Below are 12,794 nucleotides of genomic sequence, written 5' to 3'. Positions count from 1 at the left end.
TCCATGACCAGATGCAACCAACAGTGCGTCATGAACGAGCACAACTGGCCGAGCAATAGCGATGATGGGGGTCAAGAGAGGGTGTGTCCCAGCTCGACAACCGCCGTCATCCCATGATCAGCAGTCTTTTCCCACTGATTTACGGACTGGTCTTCCTGGCCTTGCTGTGGCAAGCCTTTCGGGTGATGGGACGCGGGTTCAGCGCAGCGGTGCGTTCTCCAGGATTGACTGAAACCCCTTCAGACCGAACGGGCAAAGTCACCATTCACCCGGAACTGCTCGATGGTGATGGCCGATTGACCGAGGAAGATCTGCTCACCGTTCGTTTCAGTGGTGAGGATGAAACCGGCGAGCCTGATGGGCGACCCAATGAATAGGTTAGGTAGGAAAGCTGCGCGGCAGCTCGACTCGGACTCGTAGGGGGAACCTCCTGGTGGATCAAAGAACACGGATCGTTGCCGCGGTGATCAAATCCGTGAAACTTCCTCCCCGCTTTCGACTGCGTCTGCTCAAGGAAGATCCTGTGCGTCTGGAACTCAGCCTGACGCCCGCCTACGGCAAGGATCCAATCCAGGTGGGGCTGGTGGAATCACTCGATCTGGTCGCTCGACGCGACCGCGAAGGCCGCATCCCCAGGGATCTTCAGGGCACCTGGGACTGGACCGTCAGGCATGGCCAGGTCAGCACCGGTGGCTGGAACCCCTACTTGAAAGAAGCCCTGCAGACGATGTTCGAAACAGGACTGCCTGCGATCGTCTACGAGGAACTCACCGGAGAGGATTATCACCCGGTTGATGGTGCTCGCCACGTGCGCTGAAGCCCATCAGTCAGCTCGTTGCGTGTAACGCCGTGACGACAGATACAGCCAAGCTGGTCAACAACGGGCTAAAAAACTCCCGTCAGGCCTTTAAGGATTTCTTCATGGCCACGCTGAAACATCGCAATGCACCGCTCATCCGCTTGCTCACTGCAATGGGTGCATTGACCAGCATTTTGCTGCTGGGAATCATCAACTTCATCCACTGACGCCGATCGTCGCCCTTGGGTTCCTTTCCCATTGATGGCCTTTTGCCTGAACTCTGCGCTCGACTGCACAGATCAGGAACGCTGATCCTTCAGGCTCCACCGGGTGCAGGCAAGACCACCAGAGTTCCTCTGGCCTTGATGGGGGAACTGGTCCAGGCTCCACGAACTGAGGGCCGCATCCTGCTCATTGAGCCGCGACGACTGGCTGCCAAAGCCGCTGCGACACGACTGGCTGAGTCCATCGGGGAACCTGTGGGCCAGCGTGTGGGGTACTCAGTCCGCAACGAACAGAAACGCTCAGACACCACGACCATTGAAGCCATCACTGACGGGCTGTTCCTGCGGCGTCTTCAGTCACAGCCGGACCTGCCCGGAGTGGGAGTTGTGATCTTCGATGAATTCCACGAACGCCGCCGCGACAGTGACGTTGCCCTGGCACTGCTGCGAGAAGCGAGACGCTTGCTGAGGCCTGATCTGAAGCTGCTGCTGATGTCAGCCACCCTCCAGCTCGAGGAGCTGGGTGCTCAGCTCGATGCTGCCGACACGCTCACCAGTCAGGGACAAGCATTCCCGGTGGTGACCCGCCACTGCCCGCCTCGCGACAAAGAGCAGCTGGAAACGCATGTGCTGCGGGCGCTCGAGGAGGAAATGATCGAACTCGAACGTGATCATCAGACGGGAGAAACTCCCCCTGGGGTGCTCGTCTTTCTCCCCGGTGTGCGTGAAATCGAACGGTGCCGACAGAAGCTCATGGGAGCGGAGTATCTGCGGAACTGGCAGGTGCTGTCACTGCATGGCCAGCTCTCCCTCAAACATCAGACCGAGATCCTCAGCTCCTGCGACCAGCGCTGGCACGGACGCATTGTGCTGTCGACATCCATCGCGGAAAGCTCTCTCACCCTGGATGGCATACGCCTCGTGGTGGATGCGGGCTTGAATCGCCACACGCGTTTTGATCCAGGCACCGGCATGGAGGGGTTGGTGACCGTGCCAGCCAGCGTTGCCAGCGCCGATCAGAGGCGTGGACGAGCCGGTCGCCAGGGGCCAGGGCGCTGCGTGCGCCTTTGGTCAGCGGCTGACGAGCAACGCCGACCAGCCCAAGATCCTCCGGAGCTGCAACGGGCCGATCCACAACCCACAGTGCTTGACCTGGCGCAGTGGGGTGCTGGCCTCGGCGAGGATCTTGACTGGCTGGAGCCCCCGCCAAAACCACTGTTTCAGGAGGGGCAGCAACAGCTGAAGCAGCTGAAACTGCTGACGGATCAGGGGCAGATCACAGCCATTGGCCAACAAGTGGCAGCGTTCGGCATGCACCCAAGGCTGGGGCTGATGTTGATCCAAGCGAAGCGTTGGAGACTCGAAGCACTGGCCTGCGATCTGGCTGCGCTGCTGAGTGAACGGGATCTCCCCGGAAGCCGGGATCTTGGGTGTGACATCGGCCATCGTCTCGAGCGGCTCAGAGACACAGCGCACTCCAATCGTCACGACGGCCTCGGCAGCATGCGCCAGCAGAGTCGGCAGTGGCAAAGACAACTGCATGGGATCAATCCACCGGAGGCGCAGTTGCCCTTGAACGACCCGGAAGACCTCGCTATCGCGCGGCTGATCGCCACGGCATTTCCCGAGTGGCTCGCCCTGGCTCGATCAGGACGACCGGGAGCCTTCCTGCTGCGCCAGGGTCGTGGCGCCCTAATGCCGACGTCAGATCCCTTGTGCAGCGCCGAGGCCCTGGCCATCGCCCGGCTTGACCTCAAGGAGCGCGATGCACGCATTCGCCTGGCGGTGCCCATCAGCCGGCACTATCTCGACGACATCGCCTCTGAACAAGGGGAGTGGCATGAACACGTCGTGTGGAACGACAAACAGCAGGGAATCCGCGCTGAGCGAGTGCTGAGCCTTGGTGCGATCGAATTGCAGCGCCAGCAGCTGCCCCGCCCCTCGGCCGATCTGGTGAGCAGTGCATTGCTGCAGCGGCTTCGCGACCATGGCCTCAAACCTCTTCCTTGGAATGAACGCTGCGAACAGCTGCGCCGGCGCCTCCAGATTGCCCACAGTCACTTAGGGGGACCATGGCCCAATCGCACACTCCAAGAACTGCAGAGAGCACCTGAGCTCTGGATCAAAGAGGCCAGCCTGAGCTGCAGCAGCTGGCAAGACCTGAACAGCGACGACCTGATCGAAGCCTTGTGGAGTGATCTCACCTGGGCACAGCGACGGGAACTGGACACATTGCTTCCCGAGCGGCTGAGGATTCCTAGCGGCAGAGAAGCCAGAGTCACGTACGGAGACGACGACGCCGTGCTGTCGGTGAAGCTGCAAGAGATGTTCGGCAGCACTCAGGGACCGATCCTTCTGAACGGGGCATTGCCGGTGACCCTTGAACTGTTGTCCCCAGCTGGCCGTCCCTTGCAGCGCACCAAGGACCTCGCGGGCTTCTGGGCCGGCAGTTACGACGACGTGCGTCGTGAGATGCGCGGTCGCTACCCGAAACACCCGTGGCCGGAATCACCGATGACAGCCGCTCCCACTAGCAAGTCGAAGAAGTGGTCGTAATGCTGCATTCACGACAGGCAACAAAACTCCATTGTTTGTTACATTGGTTGAAGTCACGGAAAACGACCCATGTCTGACAACGCATCCCGCTTCGGCTTCGTCAACTTTGCTGAAACTTGGAATGGCCGCCTGGCCATGATGGGCTTCGTGATCGGCCTGGGTACCGAGCTGCTCACCGGCCAGGGCATCCTGTCCCAGATCGGCCTCGGCTGATCGCGACATCACGCACTTAAGCGATACACATTCAAAACCTCACCGGCATGCCGGTGGGGTTTTTTAATGTCTGCCTGCGCTGCGAGAGAGTATCCAGAGTTGTCCTCTGCCCTTGCCCCGTTTCTTCGCCGGCAACCGCCGCGATGGTGCCAGGTTGCTGAGCAGTGCGCTGGTGTTTCTGTCGATCGGGCTGACCCAGCTGGATCACCAATGGGGCCGCATTCTCAGCGTGATCGCTGGTGCTGTCTGCATCTACTGGGGTTTCGCCTACCGCCGCCTTGATCGCTAACGCCATCCCCAGCTACTCCGTCAAGGAGCTCAACAGCGCAGTCGGCTCACTGCTCGAGCGAGGTTTCGCCCCCCGTTTTCTGGTCCAGGGCAGTGCATCACGCCCCCAGGTCAAAAAGGGACACCTCTGGATGAACCTCACCGATGGGGAGGCCACCATCACGGTGGTCTGCTGGGCCTCAAGGTTGAATCAACTGGATTACGTGCCGGCGGACGGCGACGGCATCACAGTGGTGGGGAAGTTGAATTTCTGGGCGGCACGAGCCAGTCTCGCCGTACAGGCCATCGACATCCGCCCGAGTCTCTCCACCGTTGAGCGACGCTTTGAAGCTGTCAAAGCGCTGCTGGCATCAGAAGGGTTGATTGATCCAGCAGCACGACGACGGCTTCCGTTAGTCCCAACCCGAATTGCACTGTTAACGAGCGTGCCCAGTTCAGCCTTGGCAGACATGCTGAGAACGGCCAGAGAACGATGGCCACTGGCCGAGCTGCTTGTTGTTCCAATCCCTGTTCAGGGCTCCGTCGCTCCCCAAATCTGCACGGCACTGGAGCAGCTCAACCAAGCTCAACCCCAGTTGAAGCTGGATGCTCTGGTTTTGGCCAGAGGAGGAGGTAGCCGGGAGGATCTCATGGTGTTCGACGACGAACAGGTCTGTCGTGCCATTGCTGCCTTCTGCTGTCCGGTCGTGACAGGCCTGGGGCACGAAGACGACCTCACCGTGGCCGATCTGGTATCGGATCACCGAGCTGCCACTCCCACCGCGGCGATCGTCAGCCTGTTCCCGAGTCGAGACTCAGCCTTGCAGACAGTCCGGCAGCAACGTTTGCAGTTGGTTCAACAACAACAGTGGCGTTTCAAGCGAGAACGAGAGCGGCTGCTGCGAAGGCATCAACTCCTAGAAAGTGTTCAGCCACAAACTGTGCTGCAGCGCAGCCGTCTGCAGTTGCATCAACGCCAGCAACTGCTCAAGGCCCTCTCACCAGATCGCTGGTTGAGCAGAGGTTTCGCCAAGGTGATGCAGACCAACGGCACAGTGCTGGAATCAGTGAGTGATGCCAAGCCCAGTGACGATCTGGTGATTCAACTTCGAGACGGGAAGATCGGCGTGACTGTCCAATCCATTGAGACCAACGTTGGATCCACCTGACCCAGACGAAACCTCTGATTTGAAGCCAACGCCCCCGTCATTCCATGCCGAAAAAATCCCAAACGATCAAGAACGATCCACAGGCGACTTGGCGCAAGGAGGCTGAAGCACTGAACTATGAGGAGGCGCTACAGGCCCTCGACCTCCTCTTGGCCAGACTTCAGGACGAATCTCTACCGTTGTCCGAACTTCAAAGCAGTTATCAACGAGCAGAAATTTATCTGAACCGATGTGAACAACTACTCAGCGAAACAGAACAGAATGTTCTTCAACTCAATCCAGAAACATTGACAACTGAGACCTTTGAGCAGCGGAATGATGCGTAACATTCTGATCTGGAGCTATCTGTTACTGGCCGTGCTGGGTGCCGTACTGCCCTGGCAAGCCAATCTGGAATTCATGCAGATGGGAACGGGCTCAGGCTTCGACCTCAGTGGCTTCATCAGGGATGCCAATCTGACTGCAGCGTCACGATCCCTCAGCCGCGATCTGATCATCGGCGCCACGGCATTCACCATCTGGATCGCTGTTGAAGGGCGCCGATTACAGGTCAAACGCTGGTGGGTCTGCTTAGTGCTCTGCGTCACCGTGTCGTTTGCCTGCGGAGGACCCTTCTTTCTGCATTTGCGTGAACGTCGTCTTCTGGAGCTTGAGAAAGAGAATCAGGCGATCGATCCAATGACTGAGTGACCAGCCCAATCAGATCCGCCTCAGCTTTCTACATCTTCCGCAGTCACATCAATCGTGACGGAACTGGCAGGGGTTGAATCAACTTCAACCGGCGAGTTATCAACTCCGGAAGGATCGCCTTTTGAGAAAGCAGACCCACAAACAGCACAGACTGGGGTTGCCTGCAACGATGCTGAACCGCAGTTGGCACAGACCTGCATTCGGCTTTGCAATACCTTCCAGCCAATCCAACCCACGCCTCCGAGGATCACAGGGAGTGCCAACAGAACCAGGGCCACTCCGCCAATCACATCGATGAATGCTCTGCCGACAGGTGTCGGCAGCAACAGCAAAAAGGCCACAAGCCAAACCAGAGGAGACAGGCGACCCATATCAACCGATTCCTGTTGAATGAATGATCTCTATGATCCCTGATTCAAGTCAATCTGGAACGACGGGAAAGAACGGATCACCGCCCTTCTTCATACGCATCTTGGCCAGCTCCACACTCCAGCACTGTCCGAAATAAATCACGACGCCAACCATCCAGATCCACAATGTCAATACAAGGACTCCGCCGATAACTCCATAAGCCTGAAATCGCGAACCCAGCGAGAGAACACTTCGACTGACAGCCAGATTAAGGATTGTCAGCAAAAATCCGATTAGCAAGGATCCGGGAACCAATGGCAGGAAAGGAACTTTTCGACTCGGAAGCAAGAATTGCAACAACAAAGCCATGCCCGAGAAACCCATAAAAGGAATCAACAAGCGACCAAACTGAAGCACAGGCAAATCAGGAAAAATGTCAGTTAGCCAGGGCAAGGAGCGAGCCAGTTCATCAACAAAAGCCGCCGGTACCATTCGCAAATTGACGCTGATTTGATCAACAACGATGAGAAGGCCTATCAAAATCACAACGAAAAAGGCTTCGACTCTCACCCGCACAAATCGATAAGCCTGAGCTCCAAGCGGCAATGCATCGGGCAATGGCTGCAACACATCACGCCATAAACGATCAGCTCCACGCTGCAATGTCAAATAAACATTACCCGCAGTGACCAACAGAACGGCTGCACCCAGGAGACCGGCACCAAATCCCTGAGAAACAAGCTGCTGAAGAGTCTGGCGAATGATCTCAATCGCAGCAGGCGGCAGAACACCACTGACATAGATCAGAATTTGATCATCAAGGTTCGGCTGCCTTCCGAGAAGCCAGGACGCCAAAGACAATGAAATCAGCAGAATTGGGAAGATTGACTGAAGTGTGTAGTAAGCGAAAGCGGCGCTGAGATCAACACAATCAAAAGACGCCCAACGCAGACAAGCCCTCCACAGAGAGCGGCAAATTTGACGAATCGACAGCATCTTCGCCATGAATTCTGTCAAAGTTATAAATCCAAACTAGCGCGTCAAGGTACAAAAAAAGCCACCCCATCAAGGGTGGCTTTCTTCGCATCACATGCGTGATAGAAATGTTTTACCTGGCATCGAGCTATTTTCTCAGGGGGCTACCCCCCAAATATCGTCGCCGCTGCTGCGTTTCACAACCGAGTTCGAGATGGATCGGAGTGGTTCCACAACGCTATGGACACCAGGATAGAAAACATTCCCAAGGTTGAACCCTGAGAACTGCATAGGACATGATCAACAACTTTCATTGTTGATCATGCGTCTGAATCGAATAAATCATCGCCTCAGGCAAGAACCAAATCATGGTCAAGCCCTCGGTCTATTAGTACTCCTCCGCTGCATCCATTACTGGACTTCGACGTAGAGCCTATCAACGGGTGTTCTTCCCGTGACCTTACTGGGTTACCCCATGGGAATACTCATCTTGAGGTGGGCTTCCCACTTAGATGCTTTCAGCGGTTATCCACTCCGCACATGGCTACCCAGCGTTTACCGTTGGCACGATAACTGGTACACCAGAGGTGCGTTCCTCCCGGTCCTCTCGTACTAGGGAGAAATCCTCTCAATATTCCTACGCATACACCGGATATGGACCGAACTGTCTCACGACGTTCTGAACCCAGCTCGCGTACCGCTTTAATGGGCGAACAGCCCAACCCTTGGGACCGACTTCAGCCCCAGGTTGCGATGAGCCGACATCGAGGTGCCAAACCTCCCCGTCGATGTGAACTCTTGGGGGAGATCAGCCTGTTATCCCTAGAGTAACTTTTATCCGTTGAGCGACGGCCCTTCCACTCAGAACCGTCGGATCACTAAAACCGACTTTCGTCCCTGTTCGACTTGTAGGTCTCACAGTCAAGCTTCCTTCTGCTTTTGCACTCGTCAGCTGATTTCCAACCAGCCTGAGGAAACCTTTGTGCGCCTCCGTTACCTTTTAGGAGGCGACCGCCCCAGTCAAACTGCCCACCTGATACTGTCCGCTCCCCGGATAACGGGTGAACGTTAGAACCCTAGCTCTGAAAGAGTGGTATCTCACCATTGACTCCCTAGTACCCACGAGCACTAGATCAACGTCTCCCACCTATCCTGCGCATTCAGAGCCCGGGCACAATACCAAGCTACAGTAAAGCTTCATAGGGTCTTTCTGTCCGGGTGTATGTAGTCCGCATCTTCACAGACAATTCTATTTCGCCGAGCCTCTCTCCGAGACAGCGCCCTGATCGTTACGCCTTTCGTGCGGGTCGGAACTTACCCGACAAGGAATTTCGCTACCTTAGGACCGTTATAGTTACGGCCGCCGTTCACCGGGGCTTCAGTCGCCAGCTTCGCTTACGCTGACCGGCTTCCTTAACCTTCCGGCACTGGGCAGGCGTCAGCCCCCATACATCGTCTTGCGACTTAGCGGAGACCTGTGTTTTTGGTAAACAGTCGCCAGGGCCTTTTCACTGCGACCACCTTGCGGTGGCACCCCTTCTCCCGAAGTTACGGGGCTAATTTGCCGAGTTCCTTAGAGAGAGTTACCTCGCGCACCTCGGTATTCTCTACCACCCCACCTGTGTCGGTTTCGGGTACTGGCAGTTATGTCTTAACGGGTATAGAGCTTTTCTTGGAAGCATGACATCACCAACTTCGCTGCCGTAGCAGCTCGTACTCACGCCTCAGCTCGGAACGTTTTCGCCGCTCCTCATAGCCTCGAACGCTTGAACCAGTAACCAACATCTGGCTTGGCTAGCCTTCTCCGTCCCTCTTCCCAAAACATAACCGGTACAGGAATGTTGACCTGTTATCCATCGACTACGCCTTTCGGCCTGACCTTAGGACCAGACTAACCCTCCGCGGACGAGCCTGCCGGAGGAACCCTTAGGGTTTCGGTGCATGGGATTCTCACCCATGTTTTCGCTACTCAAGCCGACATTCTCACTTCTATGCAGTCCACGCCCGCTCACGCTAACGCTTCGCCCCACATAGAACGCTCCCCTACCATAAATCCGCAGCTTCGGTACAACGCTTAGCCCCGTTCATTTTCGGCGCAGGATCGCTCGACCAGTGAGCTATTACGCACTCCTTTGAGGATGGCTGCTTCTAGGCAAACCTCCTGGTTGTCTGGGCAATCCCACCTCCTTTATCACTTAGCGTTGATTTGGGGACCTTAGCTGGCGGTCTGGGCTGTTTCCCTCTCGACCATGGAGCTTATCCCCCACAGTCTGACTGCCTCGCTACACACAGGGTATTCAGAGTTCATCTCGATTTGGTACCGCTCTCGCAGCCCGCACCGAAATGGTGGCTTTACCCCCCTGCTGGAGCACGAGACGCTACGCCTCAACGTATTTCGGGGAGAACCAGCTAGCTCCGGGTTCGATTGGCATTTCACCGCTAACCACAGCTCATCCAGTGACTTTTCAACGTCAGTTGGTTGGGACCTCCACTTGGTATCACCCAAGCTTCATCCTGGCCATGGTTAGATCACCCGGGTTCGGGTCTATAAATACTGACAAACGCCCTATTCAGACTCGCTTTCGCTATGGCTCCACCATTTCCGGTTTAACCCGCCAGTACCTATAAGTCGCCGGCTCATTCTTCAACAGGCACACGGTCACCCGATAAGTCGGGCTCCCATTGCTTGTAAGCTCACGGTTTCATGTTCTATTTCACTCCCCTCCCGGGGTTCTTTTCACCTTTCCCTCGCGGTACTGTTTCGCTATCGGTCACACAGTAGTACTTAGCCTTACGAGGTGGTCCTCGCGGATTCACACGGAATTTCACGTGCTCCGTGCTACTCGGGATACAGCTAGGTCAGTTCAGTTTTCGTGTACGGGGCTTTCACCTTCTTTGGCGTGTCTTTCAAACACTTCCACTAACATCCCTTTTCCACATTGCTGTCCCACAACCCCGATGGTCGAAACCATCGGTTTAGGCTCTTCCCCGTTCGCTCGCCGCTACTCAGGGAGTCGTTTTTACTTTCCTTTCCTCCAGCTACTAAGATGTTTCAGTTCGCTGGGTTGGCTCGTGCCAGCCTATGGATTCAGCTGGCCGTTCTAAGGGTTGCCCCATTCGGAAATTCCCGGATCAAAGCGTGTTTCCAGCTCCCCGAGACTTATCGCAGGTAACCACGTCCTTCATCGCCTCTGTGTGCCAAGGTATCCGCCGTGAGCTCTTTGTAGCTTGACCATTAATCTCCAAAACGCTTGCTGTCGTTGAAACAGATTCTGAACGATTCATTGCTGAATCAATCATCAAACTCCCAATTGCTCGACACAATTAGAAGAACGTTATGGAGTCTCGGCTCTTGCTCAAGAATTGACATCATCCTAAAAAAGAATGATGCATCCATGAGAGATGCTTATTCTTACAGACTTTTTCCTATGCAGTTGTCAAGGTTCTGCTAGACATCAAACTGTTTAAACAGTTCGAGCCCAGCATCTTATCAACTAAAAGATCGTGATAATTCACGTCATTTCAGAATGACAGGAAGCTGGGGTCATGCCAGCGGACACATCTAAATCACATCACATTCGAGTTCACCTTCCATCATTCAGAAGATGGAGATTGAGTTCGATCAGTGGAGGTTAGGAGACTCGAACTCCTGACATCCTGCTTGCAAAGCAGGCGCTCTACCAACTGAGCTAAACCCCCAACACCGAATGGGCCATCCTGGACTTGAACCAGGGACCTCACCCTTATCAGGGGTGCGCTCTAACCACCTGAGCTAATGGCCCAGGAAGACTCAACCCTTGTGGGATGTGACCTAGACAAAGTTTAGGAACTGAAAATTTCCATCAAGCAATTCATATCGCTATGCATTCTTGACTTCAAAATTGAGGTACCGATCGACCTAAGGTGACAGGATTTCGGCCTAAGAATTAAATACTCAGACATCAAAATCGTTGTTTGTCTTCCCTGTTAGGAGGTGATCCAGCCGCACCTTCCGGTACGGCTACCTTGTTACGACTTCACCCCAGTCATCAGCCCCACCTTCGACGTCCTCCTCCACAAGGGTTGGAGTAACGGCTTCGGGCGTGGCCAACTTCCATGGTGTGACGGGCGGTGTGTACAAGGCCCGGGAACGTATTCACCGCAGTATGCTGACCTGCGATTACTAGCGATTCCTCCTTCACGTAGGCGAGTTGCAGCCTACGATCTGAACTGAGCCACGGTTTATGAGATTTGCTTGTCCTCGCGAACTTGCTGCTCTTTGTCCGTAGCATTGTAGTACGTGTGTAGCCCAGGATGTAAGGGGCATGATGACTTGACGTCATCCACACCTTCCTCCGGTTTATCACCGGCGGTCTCTCTAGAGTGCCCAACTAAATGCTGGCAACTAAAGACGTGGGTTGCGCTCGTTGCGGGACTTAACCCAACATCTCACGACACGAGCTGACGACAGCCATGCACCACCTGTCACTGCGTTCCCGAGGGCACTCTCTCGTTTCCAAGAGATTCGCAGGATGTCAAACCCTGGTAAGGTTCTTCGCGTTGCATCGAATTAAACCACATACTCCACCGCTTGTGCGGGCCCCCGTCAATTCCTTTGAGTTTCACACTTGCGTGCGTACTCCCCAGGCGGAACACTTAACGCGTTGGCTACGACACCGAGGGGGTCGATTCCCCCGACACCTAGTGTTCATCGTTTACGGCCAGGACTACAGGGGTATCTAATCCCTTTCGCTCCCCTGGCTTTCGTCCATGAGCGTCAGTTATGGCCCAGCAGAGCGCCTTCGCCACTGGTGTTCTTCCCGATATCTACGCATTTCACCGCTACACCGGGAATTCCCTCTGCCCCTACCACACTCAAGCCCAACAGTTTCCACTGCCATGATGGAGTTAAGCTCCACGTTTTAACAGCAGACTTGAAAGGCCGCCTGCGGACGCTTTACGCCCAATAATTCCGGATAACGCTTGCCACTCCCGTATTACCGCGGCTGCTGGCACGGAATTAGCCGTGGCTTATTCCTCAAGTACCGTCAGATCTTCTTCCTTGAGAAAAGAGGTTTACAGCCCAGAGGCCTTCATCCCTCACGCGGCGTTGCTCCGTCAGGCTTTCGCCCATTGCGGAAAATTCCCCACTGCTGCCTCCCGTAGGAGTCTGGGCCGTGTCTCAGTCCCAGTGTGGCTGATCATCCTCTCAGACCAGCTACTGATCGATGCCTTGGTGAGCTCTTACCTCACCAACTAGCTAATCAGACGCGGGCTCATCCTCAGGCGAAATTCATTTCACCTCTCGGCATATGGGGTATTAGCGGCCGTTTCCAGCCGTTATCCCCCTCCTGAGGGCAGATTCCCACGCGTTACTCACCCGTCCGCCACTAACCCGAAGGTTCGTTCGACTTGCATGTGTTAAGCACGCCGCCAGCGTTCATCCTGAGCCAGGATCAAACTCTCCGTTGTAGATCAAGTCCTCTTAAAGGCTTTCACCTCTTCAACTTGATTTGCTTTACCCACTCATCAGCACTGGCGCACTGATTGCAGTTAAAACCACCTTCCTCT

General features: G+C 55.4%; 11 protein-coding genes, 2 tRNA genes and 3 rRNA genes. 9 read left to right on the top strand and 7 right to left on the bottom strand.

Going from position 1 to position 12,794, the window contains the following annotated elements:
* Positions 1–113 precede the first annotated feature (113 nt).
* From AC6EI9_RS12025 to AC6EI9_RS11985, 9 genes are all read left to right on the top strand, one after another.
* Positions 114–377: a DUF2973 domain-containing protein gene (locus AC6EI9_RS12025; RefSeq protein ID WP_498467964.1), complete on the top strand. Its 264-nt coding sequence runs from the start codon at positions 114–116 to the stop codon at positions 375–377.
* 56 nt (positions 378–433) lie between these two features.
* Positions 434–817 (top strand): DUF8663 family protein, encoded by a 384-nt coding sequence (locus tag AC6EI9_RS12020; protein ID WP_066911878.1) that lies wholly within the window; start codon positions 434–436, stop codon positions 815–817.
* 32 nt (positions 818–849) lie between these two features.
* Positions 850–1,026 carry a hypothetical protein gene (locus tag AC6EI9_RS12015; protein WP_498467963.1) on the top strand — a complete coding sequence of 59 codons (177 nt, stop codon included), beginning with the start codon at positions 850–852 and terminating at the stop codon, positions 1,024–1,026.
* Between the two features lie 15 nt (positions 1,027–1,041).
* Positions 1,042–3,579, top strand: a complete 2,538-nt coding sequence (gene hrpB, locus AC6EI9_RS12010) for an ATP-dependent helicase HrpB (protein ID WP_498467962.1) — start codon at positions 1,042–1,044, stop codon at positions 3,577–3,579.
* Between the two features lie 69 nt (positions 3,580–3,648).
* Positions 3,649–3,792 (top strand): CAB/ELIP/HLIP family chlorophyll-binding protein, encoded by a 144-nt coding sequence (locus AC6EI9_RS12005; RefSeq protein ID WP_066911871.1) that lies wholly within the window; start codon positions 3,649–3,651, stop codon positions 3,790–3,792.
* A gap of 112 nt (positions 3,793–3,904) precedes the next feature.
* Positions 3,905–4,081, top strand: coding sequence for a hypothetical protein (locus AC6EI9_RS12000; protein WP_170953712.1), 177 nt, complete (start codon positions 3,905–3,907; stop codon positions 4,079–4,081).
* Positions 4,071–5,228 carry an exodeoxyribonuclease VII large subunit gene (gene xseA, locus AC6EI9_RS11995; protein ID WP_498467960.1) on the top strand — a complete coding sequence of 386 codons (1,158 nt, stop codon included), beginning with the start codon at positions 4,071–4,073 and terminating at the stop codon, positions 5,226–5,228. Before AC6EI9_RS12000 ends, xseA begins: the two co-directional genes overlap by 11 nt.
* Before the next feature lie 44 nt (positions 5,229–5,272).
* Positions 5,273–5,554 (top strand): exodeoxyribonuclease VII small subunit, encoded by a 282-nt coding sequence (gene xseB, locus AC6EI9_RS11990; protein ID WP_498467959.1) that lies wholly within the window; start codon positions 5,273–5,275, stop codon positions 5,552–5,554.
* Positions 5,547–5,918, top strand: a complete 372-nt coding sequence (locus AC6EI9_RS11985; RefSeq protein WP_498470058.1) for a DUF2834 domain-containing protein — start codon at positions 5,547–5,549, stop codon at positions 5,916–5,918. The genes xseB and AC6EI9_RS11985 overlap by 8 nt, the downstream gene beginning before the upstream one ends.
* A gap of 20 nt (positions 5,919–5,938) precedes the next feature.
* Here AC6EI9_RS11985 and AC6EI9_RS11980 read toward each other — a convergent pair whose 3' ends face one another.
* The 7 genes from AC6EI9_RS11980 to AC6EI9_RS11950 all read right to left on the bottom strand — a co-directional run bounded on the left by AC6EI9_RS11980 (position 5,939) and on the right by AC6EI9_RS11950 (position 12,695).
* Positions 5,939–6,289 carry a hypothetical protein gene (locus tag AC6EI9_RS11980; protein ID WP_498467958.1) on the bottom strand — a complete coding sequence of 117 codons (351 nt, stop codon included), beginning with the start codon at positions 6,287–6,289 and terminating at the stop codon, positions 5,939–5,941.
* A gap of 49 nt (positions 6,290–6,338) precedes the next feature.
* Positions 6,339–7,274 (bottom strand): YihY/virulence factor BrkB family protein, encoded by a 936-nt coding sequence (locus AC6EI9_RS11975; protein ID WP_498467957.1) that lies wholly within the window; start codon positions 7,272–7,274, stop codon positions 6,339–6,341.
* Positions 7,275–7,379: 105 nt separating this feature from the next.
* Positions 7,380–7,496, bottom strand: a 5S ribosomal RNA gene (rrf, locus tag AC6EI9_RS11970).
* Positions 7,497–7,612: 116 nt separating this feature from the next.
* Positions 7,613–10,478 (bottom strand): 23S ribosomal RNA (locus tag AC6EI9_RS11965).
* A 392-nt stretch (positions 10,479–10,870) separates the two neighbouring features.
* Positions 10,871–10,943, bottom strand: a tRNA-Ala gene (locus AC6EI9_RS11960).
* A gap of 9 nt (positions 10,944–10,952) precedes the next feature.
* Positions 10,953–11,026 (bottom strand) — tRNA-Ile (locus tag AC6EI9_RS11955).
* 184 nt (positions 11,027–11,210) lie between these two features.
* A 16S ribosomal RNA gene (locus AC6EI9_RS11950) occupies positions 11,211–12,695 on the bottom strand.
* The 16S, 23S and 5S rRNA genes sit together here with 2 tRNA genes alongside, the layout of an rRNA operon.
* Positions 12,696–12,794 lie beyond the last annotated feature (99 nt).

It is taken from the genome of Synechococcus sp. MIT2312 (genome assembly GCF_059772315.1).
Note: the sequence above shows the minus strand (reverse complement) of the source record. Positions and strands in the feature narration are given on the sequence as shown.